Annotated in this window: 19 protein-coding genes and 1 pseudogene; 8 read left to right on the top strand and 12 right to left on the bottom strand. The window is 53.6% G+C overall.

Annotation, left to right across the window (positions count from 1 at the left end):
- Positions 1-313 precede the first annotated feature (313 nt).
- Positions 314-1,732 (bottom strand): glutamine synthetase family protein, encoded by a 1,419-nt coding sequence (locus tag M2407_RS05640; RefSeq protein ID WP_259217034.1) that lies wholly within the window; start codon positions 1,730-1,732, stop codon positions 314-316.
- 239 nt (positions 1,733-1,971) lie between these two features.
- On the opposite strand from M2407_RS05640, the gene puuD reads away from it, so the two are divergent.
- From puuD to M2407_RS05620, 4 genes are read left to right on the top strand one after another with little or no spacing between them, the layout of a single operon-like run.
- Positions 1,972-2,733, top strand: coding sequence for a gamma-glutamyl-gamma-aminobutyrate hydrolase (puuD, locus tag M2407_RS05635; protein WP_129982983.1), 762 nt, complete (start codon positions 1,972-1,974; stop codon positions 2,731-2,733).
- The gene (gene puuR, locus M2407_RS05630) at positions 2,730-3,287 is read left to right on the top strand and encodes an HTH-type transcriptional regulator PuuR (protein ID WP_020826500.1); all 558 of its coding nucleotides are present in this window, start codon (positions 2,730-2,732) and stop codon (positions 3,285-3,287) included. The genes puuD and puuR overlap by 4 nt, the downstream gene beginning before the upstream one ends.
- Before the next feature lie 15 nt (positions 3,288-3,302).
- Positions 3,303-4,799, top strand: coding sequence for an aldehyde dehydrogenase PuuC (gene puuC, locus M2407_RS05625; RefSeq protein WP_128864305.1), 1,497 nt, complete (start codon positions 3,303-3,305; stop codon positions 4,797-4,799).
- A gap of 11 nt (positions 4,800-4,810) precedes the next feature.
- Positions 4,811-6,091 carry an FAD-binding oxidoreductase gene (locus tag M2407_RS05620; RefSeq protein WP_122078852.1) on the top strand — a complete coding sequence of 427 codons (1,281 nt, stop codon included), beginning with the start codon at positions 4,811-4,813 and terminating at the stop codon, positions 6,089-6,091.
- Positions 6,092-6,132: 41 nt separating this feature from the next.
- Here the strand turns inward: M2407_RS05620 and M2407_RS05615 are convergent, their stop codons facing one another.
- Both M2407_RS05615 and M2407_RS05610 read right to left on the bottom strand, forming a co-directional pair.
- The gene (locus tag M2407_RS05615; protein ID WP_259217029.1) at positions 6,133-6,888 is read right to left on the bottom strand and encodes an SDR family NAD(P)-dependent oxidoreductase; all 756 of its coding nucleotides are present in this window, start codon (positions 6,886-6,888) and stop codon (positions 6,133-6,135) included.
- Between the two features lie 275 nt (positions 6,889-7,163).
- Positions 7,164-7,589: a universal stress protein gene (locus M2407_RS05610; RefSeq protein WP_020826496.1), complete on the bottom strand. Its 426-nt coding sequence runs from the start codon at positions 7,587-7,589 to the stop codon at positions 7,164-7,166.
- Positions 7,590-7,857: 268 nt separating this feature from the next.
- Between M2407_RS05610 and M2407_RS05605 the strand changes: the two genes are divergently transcribed.
- The gene (locus tag M2407_RS05605) at positions 7,858-8,538 is read left to right on the top strand and encodes a hydrolase (RefSeq protein ID WP_259217028.1); all 681 of its coding nucleotides are present in this window, start codon (positions 7,858-7,860) and stop codon (positions 8,536-8,538) included.
- A gap of 393 nt (positions 8,539-8,931) precedes the next feature.
- On the opposite strand, the gene cspA is transcribed toward M2407_RS05605, so the two are convergent.
- The 8 genes from cspA to M2407_RS05565 form a co-directional block, all read right to left on the bottom strand.
- Positions 8,932-9,144 carry an RNA chaperone/antiterminator CspA gene (gene cspA / locus M2407_RS05600; protein ID WP_020826494.1) on the bottom strand — a complete coding sequence of 71 codons (213 nt, stop codon included), beginning with the start codon at positions 9,142-9,144 and terminating at the stop codon, positions 8,932-8,934.
- A 315-nt stretch (positions 9,145-9,459) separates the two neighbouring features.
- Positions 9,460-10,104, bottom strand: a complete 645-nt coding sequence (locus M2407_RS05595) for a Qnr family pentapeptide repeat protein (protein WP_142815386.1) — start codon at positions 10,102-10,104, stop codon at positions 9,460-9,462.
- 127 nt (positions 10,105-10,231) lie between these two features.
- A complete protein-coding gene (locus M2407_RS05590) occupies positions 10,232-10,975 on the bottom strand; it encodes a DUF3658 domain-containing protein (protein ID WP_129940372.1) in 744 nt (247 codons plus the stop codon).
- A 148-nt stretch (positions 10,976-11,123) separates the two neighbouring features.
- Positions 11,124-11,333, bottom strand: a complete 210-nt coding sequence (locus tag M2407_RS05585; protein WP_020826491.1) for a hypothetical protein — start codon at positions 11,331-11,333, stop codon at positions 11,124-11,126.
- 144 nt (positions 11,334-11,477) lie between these two features.
- Positions 11,478-12,650 carry a Gfo/Idh/MocA family protein gene (locus tag M2407_RS05580; protein ID WP_259217024.1) on the bottom strand — a complete coding sequence of 391 codons (1,173 nt, stop codon included), beginning with the start codon at positions 12,648-12,650 and terminating at the stop codon, positions 11,478-11,480.
- Positions 12,651-12,664: 14 nt separating this feature from the next.
- Positions 12,665-13,588 (bottom strand): TIM barrel protein, encoded by a 924-nt coding sequence (locus M2407_RS05575; RefSeq protein ID WP_130015600.1) that lies wholly within the window; start codon positions 13,586-13,588, stop codon positions 12,665-12,667.
- 208 nt (positions 13,589-13,796) lie between these two features.
- A complete protein-coding gene (locus M2407_RS05570; protein ID WP_128864298.1) occupies positions 13,797-14,834 on the bottom strand; it encodes a LacI family DNA-binding transcriptional regulator in 1,038 nt (345 codons plus the stop codon).
- Positions 14,835-14,945: 111 nt separating this feature from the next.
- Positions 14,946-15,362 (bottom strand): DUF2000 domain-containing protein, encoded by a 417-nt coding sequence (locus M2407_RS05565; RefSeq protein ID WP_020826487.1) that lies wholly within the window; start codon positions 15,360-15,362, stop codon positions 14,946-14,948.
- A 672-nt stretch (positions 15,363-16,034) separates the two neighbouring features.
- On the opposite strand from M2407_RS05565, the gene M2407_RS05560 reads away from it, so the two are divergent.
- From M2407_RS05560 to M2407_RS05550, 3 genes are all read left to right on the top strand, one after another.
- Positions 16,035-17,246, top strand: coding sequence for a CynX/NimT family MFS transporter (locus tag M2407_RS05560; protein ID WP_122078836.1), 1,212 nt, complete (start codon positions 16,035-16,037; stop codon positions 17,244-17,246).
- A 198-nt stretch (positions 17,247-17,444) separates the two neighbouring features.
- The gene (locus M2407_RS05555) at positions 17,445-18,566 is read left to right on the top strand and encodes an AI-2E family transporter (protein WP_020826483.1); all 1,122 of its coding nucleotides are present in this window, start codon (positions 17,445-17,447) and stop codon (positions 18,564-18,566) included.
- A 289-nt stretch (positions 18,567-18,855) separates the two neighbouring features.
- A complete protein-coding gene (locus tag M2407_RS05550) occupies positions 18,856-19,776 on the top strand; it encodes a GNAT family N-acetyltransferase (RefSeq protein WP_122078833.1) in 921 nt (306 codons plus the stop codon).
- A gap of 62 nt (positions 19,777-19,838) precedes the next feature.
- Here M2407_RS05550 and M2407_RS05545 read toward each other — a convergent pair.
- Positions 19,839-20,003: pseudogene (locus M2407_RS05545) on the bottom strand (NADP-dependent isocitrate dehydrogenase); the annotation flags it as partial.
- Positions 20,004-20,376 lie beyond the last annotated feature (373 nt).

Below are 20,376 nucleotides of genomic sequence, written 5' to 3'. Positions count from 1 at the left end.
TTTCCCCCCTTTGTCCTCTGCTGGTAACCGTTTAACGTCATTCAGAGAGGCCGCGGGGAAACTGCTGCTCAGGCGGCGGAAGGGACGATGCAAAGACAAAAAAACGCGGCCAGCGGAAGGCCCATATTTACTGCGGCACAGGCAAACGCCCGCGCAGGTTGATGGAACAGTTATGGCTGTCATGGTTCTTTCCTCGCCGGCGTCCTGTACGCCAAGTAGAAGAAATGCTTTACCGCTGCGCGCAGCTTCGCAGGCCACAGGATAGCCGGCGGAATGCGCCAGACGCGCGCGGTATCATCGAGGATGAGCGGGTTCAGGCGTTTTTCAGCATCCACTCGATTTCGGTATCGGTGATCAGGCGCTCAAACTGCACCAGCTCATCCGTTTTACAGGCCAGATAAACATGGCTGAACCTTTCACCCAGCAGCGCATTCAACACCGGCTGATGCTCGAATTCATACAGTGCATCGCTCTGGCGGATAGGGAATGGCAGTCCGTCCTGCTCCAGCCCGTTGCCGGTTACCGGCTCTTGCAGCGGCAGCGGTGTTTCCAGCCCGTAGACGATGCCCGCCAGGATGGTCGCCATCACCAGATAAGGGTTGGCATCGGCACCGGCCACACGGTATTCCACCCGGTGGCTATCGCGGTCGCCGCAAGGGATACGCAGTGCCACTGTGCGGTTGTTATGGCCCCAGGATGCCTGAGTCGGCACGTACATGCCCGGTTGGAAGCGGCGGTAGGCGTTAACGTTCGGCGCCAACAACGCAATAGAAGAAGGCATCAGGGCGATCATTCCCGCCAGAGCCTGTTTCAACAATGCAGAGTCTTCGCCGTCATCATCGGCGAGGACATTGTTGCCCTGACGGTCCAGCATGCTGATATGCACGTGCATGCCACTGCCGGCGTGCTCTTCATACGGCTTGGCCATGAAGGTGGCCTGCATGTTGTGTTTTTCTGCCACCATGCGGATCAGGCGTTTCAACGCCAGCGCATGGTCGCAGGCCTGCAGCACGTTGTCGGTATGGTGCAGATTGACTTCAAACTGACCGGGCGAGGCTTCGGCCACCGCGCCGTCAGCCGGCAGCCCCTGCAGGCGTGCCAGTTCGTCGATCTCACTTAACACGTCGGCAAAGTTGTTAAGGTTGTCTACCGAATAGACCTGGCTTTGGGTGTTACGCTCCTGCGTACCCGGCGCACACGGCGGCTGCAGATACCCTTCCGAATCACGCTGACGATCGATGAGATAGAACTCCAACTCTACCGCTACTACGGGGGATAGCCCGCGCTGACGCAAACGCTGCCACACTCGGTTCAGCACATTGCGCGGTTCAACGTCAAAGGGAGTACCATCTTCATCCAGCATGGTGAGAAGTACCTGGCCGATATATTGTGGATCTGCCGCCGACGGCGTCAGCGTGCCCAATACCGGTACACAGATGTGGTCCGGCTCACCGAGCTCTTGCCCCAATCCGGCCTCTTCAACCACGTTGCCAAGAATATCCATCGCAAACACCGACGCCGGGAAGTAACAGCCCTTCTCCAGTTTGCTCAGCCCGCCAACCGGTATCCGTTTGCCGCGGAAGCTGCCGTTAAGGTCGGTCAACAGAACGTCAACGTGCTGAGTTAATGGATAACGTTCCAGATACTTCTTCACTTCACGTTGGAACGCGCTACTTCGCTTTTCTTCGTGGTGCTGAACAAAGTTTTCCACTTCTAATATGTTGGTCTGCATGATTCACCCGCCATGTATGTTTTTGTCTGTGGTTCTCACACTTATTGCCGTCGATGTTTTTTGACCATCTTGCTCAATATAATGTCCACCAATGAAACATAGATGCAACAAAATTGTTTTGCAAGTGTTACTTTTAGTTTGAATATTGCCCATCTCACTGCTAGATTTATAAAATATTGAACGGAAACGGCAGTGGAGAAGCTTATCGTTCATAATTTCGAACATACCAAGGGGACAGCATGGGCAATATATTTAACAGACCAGTGGTCGGCGTAGTGATGTGCAGGTATAGGTTAAACGGGCACCTCACTCAGACCTTGCAAGAAAAGTACCTAAATGCCGTTATCGCTGCGGGCGGGTTGCCGATAGCCCTGCCACACGCGCTGGCAGAACCGAAACTGCTCGAAGAGTTACTGCCACAACTCGATGGCATTCTGTTGCCAGGCAGCCCCAGTAATGTGCAGCCGCACCTTTATGGTGAAAACGGCGATGAGCCTGACGCCGATCCCGGGCGAGACGAATTGAGCCTGGCGCTGATCCGCCACTCGCTCGACAGGCGCATTCCCCTTTTCGCCATTTGCCGTGGCATGCAGGAAATGGTGGTCGCCACCCAGGGTGCCCTGCACCGCCGGCTGTATGAACTGCCCGAACTGCTGGAACACCGTGAAGATCACGACCTGCCGCTCGAACAGCAATATGCCCCTGCCCACGAAGTCATCGTTCAGGAAGGGGGCCTACTCTCGCAACTGATACCGGATTGCAACAGATTCTGGGTGAACTCACTGCATGGCCAGGGCGCGAAGACGCTGGGATCCAGCGTACGTATCGAAGCACACGCCGCCGACGGGTTGGTAGAAGCCATCAGCCTGCGCGATCAGCCCTTTGCGCTGGGCGTGCAATGGCACCCGGAATGGAACAGCGAGGAATATGCCCTGTCACGCCTGCTGTTTGAAGGTTTCATTAGCGCCTGCCGGAACTATCAAAAGGAAAAACGCCCATGAGCGATGTCAGCTTGGCACCGGGCAAACGTCTGTCGCAAATCCGCCAGCAATTGGGATTATCGCAGCGCCGCGCGGCCGAACTGTCTGGGTTAACTCACAGCGCCATCAGCACCATCGAACAGGACAAGGTCAGTCCGGCCATCAGCACCTTACAAAAGCTGCTGACGGTGTACGGGCTGTCCCTGTCGGCATTTTTCGCCGAACCGGAGAAGCCGGCCGAGCCACGGATTGTTATCGACTACCAGGATCTGATCGAGATTGGCAGCCAGGGGGTTTCTATGAAACTGATCCACAACGGCGATCCTAATCGCACCCTGGCGATGATGATCGAAACCTATGAGCCGGGTACCACCACCGGTGAACGCATCAAGCATCAGGGGGAAGAGATTGGCACCCTGCTGGAAGGCGAAGTCGTGCTGCAGGTCAACGGGCAGGCTTATCCCCTGCTGGCCGGCCAGAGCTACGCCATCAACACCGGCATTCCCCACAGTTTCAGCAACACGTCGGCGCGGATTTGCCGGATTATCAGCGCCCATACGCCGACGACATTCTGATCAACGGAGCAAGGTATGGACTTCCACCACCTGCAGTATTGGCAACACCGGGCGCAAGCCCTGAATATTGAGAACCGACTGTTTATCAATGGCCGCTATCAGCAGGCGGCCGAAGGCGAAACCTTTGCCGTGGAGGATCCTGCCGGTCAGCGAGAGCTGACTCAGGTGGCCCGGGGAAGCAGCGTAGATATTGACCTGGCGGTCAGCGCCGCCCGCGAGGTGTTTGAGCGGGGCGACTGGTCGCGCGCGGCTCCGGCGCAACGCAAGGCGACGCTGCTCAAGCTGGCGACATTGATGGAACAACACCACGAAGAGCTGGCGCTGCTGGAAACGCTGGACACCGGCAAACCGATTCGTCATAGCCTGCGCGATGATGTGCCTGGCGCTATTCGTTGCCTGCGTTGGTATGCCGAAGCGATCGATAAGGTTTATGGCGAAATCGCCCCTACCGGCAGCGATGCGCTGGCGTTAATCGAACGCGAACCCATTGGCGTGGTTGGCGCCATCGTGCCGTGGAATTTCCCGTTATTGCTCGCCTGCTGGAAGCTCGGCCCGGCGCTGGCCACCGGCAACAGCGTGATCCTCAAACCTTCAGAGAAATCGCCACTGAGCGCGATCTATCTGGGGCAACTGGCGCAGCAGGCCGGGTTGCCGGACGGCGTGCTGAATATCGTTCCCGGTTATGGTCACGATGCCGGTAAAGCGCTGGCGCTGCATAACGACGTCGACGCACTGACCTTCACCGGTTCAACCCAGGTTGCCAAACAACTGATGATCTATGCCGGCCAATCCAATATGAAACGGGTCTGGCTGGAAGCCGGCGGCAAAAGCGCCAATATCATCTTTGCCGACTGCCCGGATCTGGATAAGGCCGCACAAAGCGCCGCCGCCGGGATTTTTTATAACCAGGGGCAAGTGTGCATCGCCGGTACTCGGCTGTTGGTGGAAGAGAGCATACAGCAAGAATTTTTACAGGCGTTGCGCCGCCATGCAGCAGCCTTTGCACCAGGCAATCCGCTCGATCCGGCGACGGTGATGGGCACGCTGATTGATCAGGGCCACTGCGAGAAAGTGGCCGACTATATCGAACAGGGTTTGACTCAGGGCGCTGCGCTGTTCCTCGACGGTCGCGATCATCCGCAAGGTGAACACGGCGGTTATCTCGGCCCAACCATTCTCACCCAGGTAGACAACGCCATGAGCGTGGCGCGCGACGAAATCTTCGGCCCGGTATTGGCGGTCACTTCATTTAGCGGCGAGCAGCAGGCCATGCAGTTGGCTAACGACAGCGACTACGGCCTGGGGGCTGCAATCTGGACCCGCGACCTGTCCCGTGCCCATCGTTTGGCGCGTCAGCTAAAAGCCGGCACGGTGTTCGTCAATAACTACAACGACGGGGACATGACCGTTCCTTTCGGTGGTTACAAACAAAGCGGTAACGGCCGCGACAAGTCACTGCACGCACTAGACAAATTCACCGAGCTGAAAACCACCTGGATTTCATTGGAATAAGGGCAGAGATCATGACTGAACACGTAAAAAGCTATTATGCGGCTTCGGCCAACAGCCACGCGCCCTACCCGCAGCTGAATGAATCCATTGAATGCGACGTCTGTATCGTCGGCGGCGGCTACACCGGTTTGTCATCGGCGCTGTTTCTGGTAGAGGCGGGGTACAACGTGGTGGTGCTGGAGTCTGCCCGCATCGGTTTCGGTGCCAGCGGACGTAACGGCGGGCAATTGGTGAACTCCTACAGCCGCGATATCGACGTCATTGAACAGCGTTATGGCGCCGAAAGCGCCCGTCTGCTCGGCAGCATGATGTTTGAAGGCGCAGAGATCATTCGCAGCCGTATCCAAAGGTACGCCATCGAATGTGACTATCGCCCTGGCGGCATCTTCGCCGCGCTGAACAACCGGCAATATCATGCGTTGATCGAACAAAAACAGCACTGGGAGCGCTACGGCAATACCCAGCTTGAATTGCTGGACGCCGAGCGTATCCGCCAGGAGGTCGATAGCGAGCGCTACGTCGGCGCGCTGCTGGATCACAGCGGCGGCCATATTCACCCACTGAATCTGGCGCTCGGTGAAGCCGAAGCCATTCGCCTGCAGGGTGGACGGATCTTCGAACAGTCTGCAGTCACCCACATCCGTCATGGCGAACCGGCAATCGTCAGCACCGCCAACGGCCAGGTGACAGCACGTTATGTGATTGTCGCCGGCAACGCTTATCTGGGTGATAAGCTGGAACCGCGGCTGGCGAAACGTAGCATGCCGTGCGGCACCCAGGTGGTGGCTACCGAACCACTGGCGCCGGAAGTGGCGCGATCGCTGATCCCACAAAATTACTGCGTCGAAGACTGTAACTACCTGCTCGATTATTACCGTATCACCGGCGATAACCGCCTGTTGTACGGCGGCGGCGTAGTGTATGGCGCCCGCGATCCGGACGATATCGACAATCTGATCCGGCCAAAACTGCTGAAAACCTTCCCGCAGCTCAAAGGCGTGCGTCTCGACTATCGCTGGACCGGTAATTTCCTGCTGACGCTGTCGCGCATGCCGCAGTTTGGTCGGCTGGAAAATAACGTGTATTACATGCAGGGCTACAGCGGCCACGGGGTGACCTGTACTCATTTGGCGGGCAAACTGATTGCCGAGCTGATGCGCGGCGATGCGGAAAGGTTCGATGCGTTTGCCAAGCTGCCGCACCTGCCGTTCTTCGGCGGTCGCAACCTGCAAATTCCTTTCACCGCGATTGGTGCAGCTTACTACCAGCTGCGGGATCGGATTGGGGTGTAACGCTATCGGGCCCGGTATACCACCGGGCCCGAAATTACCGCTTAAACAATCTTCGGCTGGCCGTCAGAGGCGGTCGCCCCGCCGTCTACCGGGATGTTGGCACCATTGATAAAACTGGCGTCGTCACTGGCCAGGAACGCCATTACTGCCGCCACCTCTTCCGGCTCCGCCGCTCGGCCTAACGCAATACGCTCGTTAAACTTGTCGCGGATCTCCTGTGGCCAGCCGTTGGTCATATTGGTTTTCACCAGGCTCGGACATACCGAGTTGACCCGCACACCGTCACCGCCATGATCCAACGCCATGGCACGCGTCAGGTTAACCACCGCCCCTTTCGCCGCGCAGTAGTACGCCGCGCCCCAGTCACCACCCAGCCCGGAAACCGACGCGGTGTTAACGATGCAGCCTTTGGTTTTCAGCAGATACGGCATGGCGAATTTGGAACAGAACACCACGCCATCGATATCCACCCCGGCAATGCGTCGCCAGTCGGCAACGCTGGTTTCCAATACGCTGCCGGCCACGTGCACGCCTGCGTTATTGAGCAGCACGTCGATGCGGCCTAATTTTTCGGCCACCTCATTCATCATTCTTTCAACCGCAACGTGGTCGGAAACGTCAATATGTACCGCCAGTGCCTTGCCTTTAGGCAGCGAAGCGGCAACTTTGTCCACCGCCTCCTTCTCCCAGTCAGCCAATACCACGGTAGCCCCTTCGGCAGAAAAACGACGCGCTGCCGCCTCTCCCATCCCATTGCCTGCACCGGTGATCACTACCACTTTATTGTCAAAACGCATGAGACCTCCTCCATGTGAATGTATTTCTATAAATCATACAAATCCTAATGGTTCGAGGATAAAACTCATGGACGACGAGTGACAGTCAAAATGTGCGGTTTATTAATCACAAAGAGGTATTCAGTGCGAATTCAATGCGCTAGGTCAGGCATTATCGGAATTAAGCCAAGCATTTGATAGGGTTAATAAAATTCATATCAGTGACTATTGCCAACGCGCATTATCACCTATCAATAAGTCCCGTACCGTCGCGTTAGTGCAGTTGGCGAGGTTCATTACTTCGCAATGGGGATCACCAACAGGTCAACGTTAAGGTTATTGATCGCCTGCCGGGCCGAAGATATCCATCTGCTCCAGATATCGTGATGATGGCCAAAGATAATCAGATCAATGCCTTTCTCTTTCGCCGCCCGGTTCAATTCTTCCGTCAGTTCGCCGCGGCTGATAATCACCTCTTCAACCGGGTAAGACGACTGATCCTTGATCGCATTCAGCATGTTTTTGACACGCTCCGAAAAAGTTCTGTCGGTGTAGTTGTATTCACCCACGCCCAGCTCAGCGTAATAGCCGCCACGGTGGATATCGATATAAATCAGGGATAGCCTGGCATTCAGTGCGCTTGCTAACTTGGCGCCTTTGCCGAGCAAAAATTCAGCGTCTTCGCTGAGATCGGTTGCCACAACGATATGATGATAAGCCATGATTACAGCCCTCCGCATTGCGCTGGTGAACAAAGTGGCGCTCCCTGCCAGGGCCTTTCCGCATGTTTGTTATGCTGTTTAAGTTTAGTTCAGCGCTGAAATAATCGCCTGCCCCTGGCCTTATTGTTCTTTTTATAGAACGATGCATCCTGAGTTAGCCCTCTAGTGGAATTTTCCTCTGGCCCTACACTGTTAACAAGCACTGAGATTAACCCTTGGTTAAACAAAGTTAATTGTTGTCTACGTCCCGACCACAGAGGAAAGAAAGATGAGCTCTCCAGCAAACTTTAATGGCCAGCGTCCTGTTATTGATGCCAATGACGCGGTGATGTTGTTGATTGACCACCAGAGCGGCCTGTTCCAAACCGTCGGCGATATGCCGATGACTGAACTGCGCGCTCGCGCTGGCGCACTGGCCAGTATCGCTACGCTAAGCAAATTGCCGGTCATTACCACGGCTTCCGTTCCACAGGGTCCTAACGGCCCCTTGATCCCAGAAATCCACCAAAATGCACCGCATGCGCAATATGTGGCGCGCAAAGGCGAAATCAACGCCTGGGATAATCCAGATTTTGTTGCGGCCGTAAAAGCGACCGGGCGTAAAACCCTGATTATCGCCGGAACCATCACCAGCGTTTGCATGGCCTTCCCGTCGATCAGCGCCGTGGCAGAGGGTTATAAGGTCTTTGCCGTTATCGACGCCTCCGGCACCTACTCTAAAATGGCGCAGGAGATTACTATGGCGCGAGTGGTGCAGGCCGGAGTGGTACCGATCGATACCGCCGGCGTGGCCTCTGAACTGCAGGGCAGTTGGAACCGCGAGGATGCACAGCAATGGGCTGAGGTTTACACCAAAATCTTCCCGGCATATCAGTTGCTGATTGAAAGCTATGTTAAAGCTCAGGACGTGGTGAAGAATAACGAAGTGCTGGATTCCCAGCGCAGCTAACGGTCACGTCAGGCTGGCCTGCTTCATTCTGGGCCAGCCTGTTTACCGGGGCAACAGGCATAAAAAAACCCGGCTTTCGGCCAGGTCATCAATGTTTGTCGGTTACTTTCCCGACCGTCATGTTATGGCGTAAGCGTCCATCGAACACTCCAACCTTACGCAGCCTAAGCACAACTTTTTCACAACAGAAAAATAGACTGGATCGGACTTATAACTTTATGGGCCAATCTTCTTTTCTGTTGCCAATAACTTCGGTTATTGAAAATGGTGAAGCTAATTATTTTAGATAAACTCCGGGTAATCCCGGAGTTTATTCAGGCAATTATTTTATTTCTCATCTGCTCCGGCTTAAACCATCATCGCTATCGCAAGAAATAAAGCACTACCTTGAAATTATAAAACGACTACGTTGCCTGCAGACGGGCCTTTCATACCGTTTTCGACAGTGAACTCAACGCGCTGACCTTCATCAAGCGTTTTGAAATCATTGCTTTGGATAGCGGAGAAGTGTACGAACACGTCTTTGCTACCGTCTTCCGGAGAGATAAAACCAAAACCTTTACCTGCATCAAACCATTTTACCAAACCAGTCATTTTATTAGACATAGATATTTCCTTTATATTTTTGAGACGCCATAAGGCGATAGAGGTCTGTTTTTATTGGAAACTTATTGGGCACTAGAGAAGGAAATTCGCGGGAGAAGAGCTATCTATGGGATATCACTAATACTGAGAACTGCTTTACTAAAACTGCTTTCATAAGGTCTGTACTACAAACCGATGACGCTATTTACACATAGCTAGATTATTTAAGCAAGGAATATTTAACATTATATTTATACGCCCTGCTTATTATTTCCCAGATTCTGCAGCCCCACCCCCGCCCAGCAAGGCCTGATTGCCCTTTGCGGGATCGTCGCCTTAGCCGATAATGGCAATGCCCAGGCGTTCCATTAGCTGGAACACCTGGTAACTGTCCAACTTCACGCCCTGCAGATCGGTTCCGCGCAGATCCAACTCACCCAGTTCAGAGTTGGTCAGATCACAATGGGTAAAGTTGGCAGCACGCCAGTCGAAGGAGGAAAACTCGCCGCCGGACAGATCTGAACCGCTAAAGGTCGCACCGAGAATTTGCGCGCTGTTCCAGCGATTTTCCCACAGCTCACACTTTTCCAGCACCACTTTGGAAAAGTTGGCGTAACTCAGGTTGCTTTTGGTGATGTAGGCACTGCAAAACCAGGTGCGCGAGGTAATCATGTTCATAAAGCTGGCACCGCGGAAGTCTGCGCCCTGAGCCCGGCACTCACGAATTTCGATGCCTAAAGCGTTGGCATGTCTAAAATCAGCCATCGACAGATCGCAATTCTTGAAGCTGGCGTCCTTGAGCACGGCGCGGCTGAAGTTACCGCCCTGTTGACTCTCGCGGTCGTAAAACTGGCAGTCGATAAATTCGGTGCCGGTCAGGTCGGCGCCCGAGAAATCGCAGTGAATAAAGCTGCCATTTTCGACTTTCTCACCGGTAAACCGGTTACGAGCAATCTTTTCACCCTTCAGAGCCAGCACCATTCCATTCACCTGTTTATTTGTACAGTCAATGGCGCAGTATAATCCTATTTACATGACAGATTAAACCGCTTTAACGGGGTTTATCTGCCTCTGAGCACAAAAAAATAACCCGTGGGATAGGTGAGTTTTAAGCCTGTTTGACCTGGATCCGGTTCATATTCAAGCTGGCGTTCTGCGCCTGCACCACTCCTTGTTCAATCAGGGCATACAATCGGAAATTCAAAAAGGTATCCCCCACCGGATAAGGTGAATTTACCATCGCATCACCGACCACCCGTGAGCCCTGGGTATAGTCATTCGGGCATGCATCTAACAAAGGACGGTCATGGAAATCGAGCGCCTGCCCCTGCACGCGGTTTTCCGCAAAAATCCGTACCAGTGAGTTTTCCGCCAACAGGCGATGCCAATCGGCAATCAGCCTGGCTTTCTCCTCCTCAGACAGCTCGCGCCGCAAGATCCACAGTGGTTCCAGCATTTCTGCCGGGCACCAGTTGGTGGCAACCCGCCCGGTGTGTTCGGTTACGTTAACCACGAAAACGCGACGTTCCCCCAGCAACGGCAACAGTGCGCGCAGCATCAGTTGCTCGTCGGGATTAGCACCAGCCCACAACGTCACCTGCCCGGTTACAGCAGCGAGTTGCGTTTTTAACGTGGTCATCGCCAGCGGCAGCGCTTCAGAGGTATCCCACTCGGGAGCATGAACAGATTGGTGCAGATCGCGCAACCAGCGGCATCGGGCTTGCAGGGCCTGATCATCATCCAGCCCATACAGCGGCCCAAACGATAGGCTATCGGCAAAATCCAGTACGTTTTCTCCCGGGTAGGCTAACCGCACGCAGCCACCCGACAGTGCGATATGCACATCCTTCATCAATGCTTCTCCTTCGCTATTGCTTAAGTCAATCCTGGGCTGAATTTTGCCCCCTTTCCCCCTGCATCACCAGGCAAATAATCTGATTCTTTGCGTTTAAGCGACATAAAAAAACCGCCCTTGGGCGGTTGATGATAAGCATGAAGATTTACTTCAGCGCTTCCTGAATGGCATCGGCCAACGGGCCAACGTGCTTTTCAGCGGCCTTAAGCTGGAAGTCTACACCGTTGCCGTCGTTAGTGTCAGACAGCGTCGCCTTGATCAACTCCAGTGCCGCTTGCACTGCCACCAGCCTTTTATGCTGTTCGTCCGTGATAGGTTTGGAACTCATGGTGGCCGGGTAATATTGCTCTAACATCGCTCTCTCCTTGTGATTACGCTAACAAGTAACTTAACAGAATTTAAAGTTTTATCTAATGAAGCGAACCACAGAATCCCCCATTGTTGCTGAGGATAAGTTGCCGGTACATCGATATGGCAGAAAATACATCAGTCGAAATGATTAGCGGAACGCCACCCAACTGGCATCGGCATCGGCGGAGCGCACGCAGTTTTCCACCCAGCGTACCCCCATCGCGCCGGCATGCACGTTGGGGTACCAAAAACCAGCCAGAAACGCCTCGTCTCGCCGGTCGGTGGCGTCCATCGCCAACGCAAAGCGCCGGTAAAGATTCGACCAGGCTTCGAACAGCCCTTCGGAATGACCGCCGCCAATGCGATCCTCCGCCAATGCCATAGGATCGAGGTAGGACATACCACGCTCCAGAATACGTACCGGCTCGCCCTGCACTTCAAAGCGCAGTTGGTTAGGCTGTTCGTCCCACCATTCCAGGCTGGCCTTTTCCCCCACAATACGCACCTTTTGGCCATGCATAGAACCGCTGTTAACTGCCGAACACCACATTGAACCGACAGCGCCATTATCGTACTCCATCAGTACATAGGCATTGTCTTCCAGCGGCGCACGAGTTTTGACAAAGCTCTGACGGCTGCACATCAACCGTTTGATCTTCAACTGCGGCACCATGGTTTCCGCCAGGAATAACGGGTGGGTGGCTAAATCACCCAATACATAGCTGGGGCCGACAAAACGCGGGTCCACCCGCCAACGCGTGCTGGGGTTGTCCAGTTCCACCGGCGCGGCATGGAACCCGTGAGAGAACTGCATGTTGATGATACGGATCTCACCCAGTTGGCCATCGGCAATCATCTGACGCGCCTGAAGGATCAGTTGATGCCCGGCATAGCCGTAGGTAACACCGATAATTTTATGCTGCCTTTGGCTCAGTTCCACCAGTGCTTGCGCCTCCTGCGTGGTGAAACACAGGGGTTTTTCGCACACCACGTGCAGGCCGGCTTCCAGCGCTGCCTGGCAAATAGCGAAATGGGTATTGTTTGGCGTAGCGATGGAAACCGCCTCTATGCCGTCCGCCCTGGCGGCTTCTTCACGGAATAACGTGGCGTAATCCGGATAACAGCGCTCCGCTGCCACGCCCAGGCTTTGCCCAAAGCTGCGCCCGCGCGATGCGTCAATGTCAAACGCGCCGGCCAGTAGGGTGAAAGTGCCGTCGCGCAATGCCGCAGAACGATGGATATAACCGATCTGACTGGTACCCCCGCCGCCGACCATGCCCCACCGCAGAGATCTTTCCAGAGGTTTAATACCGTTAATCATCTCGTTGCTCCTGATTAAAAACCGACGCTGCGTAAATAAGTAAGGCTATCCGTTACGTCGCGCAGGCTGCCTTGCGCCTGACGCGGATCCCGTTCCTGCTCAATGGTGATCCACCCCTGATAGCCGCGCGCAGACAATAAGTCGCGCACGGCAGGGTAATCAATCGCTCCCTTCCCCAGCGGGCACATAACCCCTTGCGCGCAGGCGGTAAAGAAATCCAAACCACGCTCCAACACATTGCGGAACACCTGCGGGTTAACGTCTTTGAAATGCAGATAATCAATCCGGGAGAAGTAGCGCTCGAGCCAGGTGAGCGGATCCATGCCGGAGTAGTACAGATGTCCGGTATCCAGACACAACCCCGCAGTGTGGTGCGGGATCTGCGCGGCCAGCAGTTCGATTTCATCAGCGAACTCAATACAACCTCCGGCGTGCGGGTGTACCACCGGTCGTACCCCATATTCCTGCCAGGCAATCTCGCTAACGGCAATAATGTGGCCGATCATCCTGTTCCAATCGGCTGTATCCAGCCGCGGTGCCTGCATTGATTGCCCGGCAAACCTGGCCCGTTGCGGATTGCCGAAGTCGATAATCACCAGATACGGCGGTGAAAAATGGCCCTCGCAAATGGGTTGCGCCTGGGGCGCCTGCGAGAGGTTGCGGCATATGTTGTGGGTCAGTGCCAGTATGTGCTCGAAGTTATGCTCGCTGACCAAATCATCAAAAATGGTGCCCCCCACCAACGACAGCGAATGCCGTTGCAACTCTGCGGTCAGAGTTGCGGCATCGGTGGGCAGATAGCTCCAGGGCCCCAATTCAATGCTGTGATAACCTGCTGCGCTCGCTTCCTGCAGCACTTTGCTATAAGGCGGTAGGTCAGGATTTTTAGGATCATCCACTCCCCAGCTGCAGGGAGCGTTGGCAATAGGCAAAGTCATTTTTCAGTCCGTCTCTTGGTGTTGTGTAGCGCCAGTATCAAACGAAAATTTCGAAACGGACAATGATGGAATTTTCATTTTTTGATGGCGATCGCGTTATTTTTGATAGATCAAATGATGTTTTTCTATCAAACATAGACAGGCCGTGACTTCACGGGAGCACGGTATTTTTAGCGAGGGAATTGGCTCCCATGCCGGGAGCCGATAATCAGATATTTTCTTTGGTGATCAGATCAAAACGGTTGATGCAGTGGGTAAACCCGGAAGCGTCGCCGCTGGCGGCAGAAATAAAGGTGTTGACGATCGAGGCGGCGAATTCCTGGATCCTGTGCCTCAACATCAGGTCCAAAGTGCCGTCAATCAACGCCATCTCGCCCCCCTCAACCGGGCCATGGCAAATCAGCATGACCTCATGCTGCCTGCCGCTCTCGCGCAATGCGGCAATGATTCCCTCCACGCCGCCGCAGGGGGCATACAGAGCGACCAGGTTCGGATGCTGCTCCAGCAGAGTATGAGTCACTTGCCTGGCACTTTCGGCCTGTTCATGACTGCGGACCGGCTCAAGCACCCGCTGCGTACTTAAATGCTCACGCAGATAAGAACGGAAGCTGCTTTCACAGGTTTCCTGACACTGAAAGCGGTTGTCACCGATGATCACCCCCACTTCGCCCTGCCGCCGGCACAGGCGCTCCACTGCCCAGGCGGCCGTACGGCCGGCCTGCTGATTATCCAACCCGATATAACCGGCGCGGCAGTGTACCGACAGATCGGACAGCAGCGTGAACACCTTCACGCCCTGGCGAGTGGCTTCTTCAACCGCATAGCGGATCATCGGATTATCCAGCGCCAACACCCCGATAACATCCACGCTCTGGCTTAACTGCGTAATGGCGGCGGCGGTGTCGCTGACCGCGCTAATATCATGAAAAATAAATTGCGGCGGACTCTCGCGATCGTGATAAGGCATAGCCTGCTCCAGCAAGCTTTCCGCCAGCTGCGAGTAGAATGAATGCTCCTTTTTTAGCAGGATAAAACCCATTTTTAGGCGCACGGCAGGCTGTCTGGCGGCTTCAAACAGCCGGTGGGATTTCTCCAGCGCAAACCCCAGCTTTTGTGCCGCGGCTATGACTTTACGCTCGGTTTCCGGCCGCACCGGCGCGCGTTGGTTGATCACTCGATCGACCGTAGCGACACCGACGTGCGCCTCTCTGGCGATAGCTGCCAGCGTCGTTTTTTTGCCCGCCATAATCATTCCCATCACTGTTTTGATAGAAACTATCATGGCAGGCAGGTTGAAAGAAAGCCGATGCGGAGTTTGTGTGATCGGGCGCGTTAATCACCCAGCGCGGAGGAAACCTCAGCGGTAAACGGAGAATTTCTTCGTCAGCGGCTTAAGTTGTTCGCTATCCCCGTACAGCGCCACCCCAACGAACTCCAGCTTGTCATACTCGGTATTGGCGGTATCGGCAATTTGTTGCTCTGCGGAATGGGACAGCATGGTGGTGGTAAAGAAGTTGGCTAACACCCCTTCCTCCTTGCATTTGAGCATCAGATTGCTGAGCTGGCTGCTGTTTTTCGCCTGCAGGATCACGATCGGATAATGACTCATATTGGCGCTTACGCCTTCAATAGCGCTGGGATAATGGTCGAATTCACGCTGTTCGATCAGATCGGTAATGCCGGCGGTTAAATGGCAGGAAGCGTTAAATAAGGTGGCCGGTTCGTGGTTGCGGTTCAGGATGATATAGAACTTTTTCTCGTTGTCGCTGTACATCTTTTTCTCCTTGAATAGGGGCTCCAGTGTTATTCAGACGCGCAATCGCCTTCAATGATATTGATCATTGGCAAGCTACTTCCCGAGCGGCCAAGTCGTAGCCAGGCAGATTGCAGACATTGTTGCGAATGAATATCATATGCATCTTAGCAACAGGAGGTTGCCATGAAAATATATTGGTCGCGACGCCAAATCCCAGAGCTGCAGACACTACCCCGCAGGATACGCAATCGTAATTACCGCGATGCCTATTTTAGAACTTTTCGCCATTGGGAGGGCTGGGCTGGTTTGATGATCTACATCGCGTTGATTTGGCTATTTCTTCACGTATCCCATTTTATTTACCCACATGTCGAGGGCGAAGTGGGGCGTTTGCTGCAGATCCTGGTCACAGTCACGATCCCCGTCTTTATATGGAGCCAGATATCAATCCATCTGATGCGGAAATACTATCGGCATCTTCTTATACGCAGTACCTAAGCCAAGGCCATTCCCCGGCTTAAAGACGTGCCCCGATAAACAGCGGCTCTGCGATGGTGTACCAACGTTTCCAGTGCGATTGCGCAATTAAGCTCGAAATATGCGGTTGCGCCAAAAAACAGAGCAATAATTGAACTGCTACTAGTCGCGCCCAGGCGCATAGTCTGGTCTTTGTCGTCGCTGGAGACCGCCATGTCCGCCATCAAACCTGAAACGCTGAACGCAACCCTCGATACCCCGACCACTCACTGGCCGGCTATCGCCAATGTGGTGCTCGCCGGTATTGCCGTTGCCCTGCACGTGGGTAAAGCGACTATTGCCTTACCTGAGCTGCAACGCGAATTCGGCCGTTCGCTGGAGTCGCTGAGCTGGATCATTTCGGCCTTTCCCTTTATTGGCGTGTTCGGTGGCATCGCCGCCGGCCTGCTGGTGCGCCGTTGGGGCGACCGGCGTTTGTTGGGGCTGGGATTGGTGATCGTCAGCATAGCCAGCTTCGTTGGCGCGGCTCAACACAACTTCATCGGTTTGATCGTCACCCGCGCGATTGAAGGGATAGGCTTCGTTATCGTCGTGGTCTCAGCGCCAACCGTGCTCACACGCGTGGTTTCAGCGCAAAAACGTAATCTGGTCTTCAGTATTTGGAGCACCTTTATGCCGGCGGGCATGGCCATTTCGCTGTTTTTCGGCCCGCATTTTAGCAACTGGCAACAAAGCTGGATCGCCGGCGGTATCCTCACCCTGCTGGCCGCGCTGCTGCTGCCATTCACCACTCCGCGAGCCGCTGTCACCACGTCTTCCGCTGTTGCCTTGAAACTGCGTCAGGCGTTGGTCAGCATCCTGCGCGCACGGCAGCCCCTGCTGCTGGCCTTGATATTTACTACCTATAACCTGCAGTTCTTCGCCGTGATGGCCTTTCTGCCGATTTTCCTGATGCAGCGTATAGGGCTGACGCTGGCTGTCGCCGGTGGGATCAGCGCGGCGGTGATAGCCGTCAATATCCTCGGCAATCTTGCCGCTGGGGTACTGCTTTCGCGCGGCCTGCGGGCTCGAAATCTGCTGGCCGTTGTCAGCCTGCTGATGGGGCTTGCCGGTACCGGCGTTTTCCTGTCCGTTACACCAAACGCTTTACTGATCCCACTGTGCTTAGTGTTTAGCGCCATTGGCGGCATGATGCCCGCCACCATTCTGGCCGCCACTCCGGCGGCGGCGCCAGAACCGGGTTTGATCCCGTTGAGCCTGGGGCTGGTGATGCAAGGCATTTATCTCGGTCAGGTGATCGGCCCCATCGTACTGAGTGCGCTTGTCGCCTATGCCGGTTGGTCCGCTCCCGCGGGTATGGTGCTGGCCGCCGCGCTGTTGGGCAGTATCCTGGCACTGGCGCTCGCATCGAAAACCAGAGCCTAGGCAATGCATGCCCTGCCACCACCTCATCAGCTTAATGTCCTCATAACATGAGGCACTATTAGTAAATTCTATTAACTGTTCACCGATAAAATCCGCTACCTGTTAACCGTTTGTGATGATAGGGTTTATTCTTCAAGAAGTGTCAATGCCGGTGAATACCGAGATCCACCGGCAAAATCTATCATCTGAGGGACGGGTATGATGTCTAAAGGTATTTCAAAGGGATTCTTTCTTCTGATCCTTTTTATCGTTACCGCTGCTTTTATGGACGTCTTGGGTCCCTACTACTCATCTGTGCTGTGGGCTATCATCCTGGCGGTGATTTTCCACCCTGTGAAACAAAAACTTAAACAGTATCTGGGCGACCGAAACGGCCTGGTTTCTTTGATAACGCTCGCGGTGATCTGTTTGATCGTCTTTACGCCGTTGGCGATCATCGCTTCTTCATTGGCGATTGAACTGAACGTCGTTTACACCAAGCTGCAGACCAATAACACGCAGTTCCCGGTTATTGTTGCCGACACCCTGAAATTGCTCCCCGGATGGGCACGGCATTTTCTGGCGGAACATAATCTGGATAGCGCCGCGGAAATACAGAAACAGCTTTCCGAAGTGGCACTCAAGGGCGGCCAATACCTGGCCGGCAGCGTCTTTTTGATTGGTAAAGGCACCTTCAACTTCGCCGTGGGTTTTGGCGTCATGCTGTATCTGCTGTTCTTCCTGCTCAAAGACGGCCCATACCTGGTCAATCTGACGCTCGAAGCCCTGCCGTTATCCCAGCACGTTAAACACCATTTGTTTGTGAAATTCGCTGCCGTGTCGCGCGCGACGGTGAAAGGCACGGTGGTCGTGGCCGTGGTGCAAGGTGCGCTTGGCGGTCTGGCATTTTACTTCACCGGGATCGACGGCAGCCTGCTGTGGGGCGCGTTGATGGCATTCCTGTCCATCATCCCTGCGGTGGGTTCCGCCATTATCTGGGTACCGGCAGCCATCTATTTCTTCGCCACCGGCATGCTGTGGAAAGGCCTGTTCCTGGTCGGTTTCTTCGTGGTGATCATCGGATTGGTCGACAATATTCTTCGCCCGCTGTTGGTCGGCAAAGACACCAAAATGCCGGACTACCTGATCCTGATTTCAACCCTGGGCGGCATGGAGATTTACGGTATCAACGGCTTCGTTATCGGCCCATTGATCGCCGCCCTGTTCATCGCCTGCTGGAATATTCTTTCCGGCCGCGACAGTGCAGAAACCACCGATGAGATCGACGAAGATTTTATCGAGGAAGGCAAGAATCACCCAGACGCCACCAAGGCGGAGTGAAAAAGTATTCTCTGTTAAAGGGCATTAGAAACTGCAACGCAAAACGGGAACCATGGGGTTCCCGTTTTTTTATCTCTTCATATCCCTTCCCTGGGCGATCGCTCCGTTTACCTTAGCATTAATTAATAAGTCATAAACGATGCAACTTTCTATTCTGTCATTTACAGAAGCCGTTAGGCCGTTGCCTGCGATTAAATATTCATACCCAGCAACCAATGCATTAACCCTTCATTTTGAGTGGGTAATTCATTTATACTCTATTTCCTGAAAAATAAAAATTCACAACATTATGATAAAAAAATTAACAAATTTAGCTTCTGGATGGAAGCCAGGCACGGCAGCCGACTACAAGAAATGTTTTGATTTATATGGCGGGAATTTTATCACTCACCCCGAAGTATTGGCCTTCCTGCATAGCAGGCTCGATTGCCGCCCGCACTACTCTATCAAGAGAAATAGCAATGGTACTTTACTGGGTGCATTTTGCTCTTGGCGAAACAGCAACTTTGCCTGTGATGGCAAGACGGCGAAAGCGATAAAGCTCGGGCATTATCAGTTCAACAAAGATGAAATAACGCTCCCATTTCATCCTAAGCTCAGAATTGCATTGCCCTTTAAAACGAAAATACTCTCCTCTTTAAATAGAAGAAATGTTCTAAACTCAAGCTTCAAGCTAAACAGTCATCGCGCTGTTTGCCTGGCAAAAGGTTGTGGTAAAGACGGATTCTCTTCATCGACGAAAAACAGCAGAAAAAGAGAGCTAAACAAATTTATCAAGGCCGGTGGTGAAATTTTCGACCAAAGTCATTTTCCCCCACAGGAGCTCATCACAATATACTTCGATCTGTTTGAAAAACGCTGGGGGCACCGGCCGAGCCATTTTCTAGAAACCGTAGATATGTTTACATCCTTGCGGCAATTTCTCTTTGGCCATATTTTATTTCTAGCCGGAGAGCCGTGCGCATTTCAGCTCATAACCAAAGCAGAAAGCCCTAAATGGATTAATTTTGATTATGTTAATGGCGGATATGACCAGCGTCATGACTCATTTTGCCCAGGGACCATCGTCACCTGGCTAAATGTCAAATCCGCTTATGAGCTGTGCGAAGCCGTGGGAAAAACCATGCGTTACTCGTTTGGCAAACCGACCGCGGGTTATAAAGACCGTTGGTGTTATCAGGATCCGCTTGGCCGGGTGTTATCCCTTTAAATTACCATCCATAAAAAACGGGAACCATCAGGCTCCCGTTATCATTTAACGCTTAAACACTCTTACATGTGTTTAACGATAGCGTCGCCAAACTCTGAACATTTCAGCAGCTTAGCGCCTTCCATCAGGCGTTCGAAGTCATAGGTCACGGTTTTGGCAGCGATTGCGCCTTCCATGCCTTTAACAATCAGGTCAGCCGCTTCGAACCAACCCATGTGACGCAGCAGTAGATTGCAGTCTAGTTCATAACCAATTGAATATAATAATAAAAACCACATTTAATCTATGTGGGTGTATAATTTTAGGGAATTCGTAAGCTTCTGATTATAATCAATGTTTATCTGGTTTTGATAATGCCTGCGACTGCGCTCACCGTCATGGGGCAGCCGACAGAGAGGCTATCGAGGAAATGCGGCAGGAAGCGTGAGAAAGTGCAGATGACGGATTTCAACCATGACTCAAATGTATTAGCCCAGACTTGATCTGAGACAGCTAAGGCCCAGAGCCAATCTGACAGGCAGCTCGGTGCCAAAAGCTGACGGTGGCCGCTTATCTATAAAAATGTTCGAAGTAGAACTAGTATGTGGGAGCGTGCGAGCA

Origin of the sequence: Serratia sp. BIGb0234 (assembly GCF_024809915.1) — a bacterium.
Lineage (GTDB): Bacteria > Pseudomonadota > Gammaproteobacteria > Enterobacterales > Enterobacteriaceae > Serratia > Serratia liquefaciens.
This window is presented reverse-complemented; position numbering and strand designations above follow the sequence as displayed.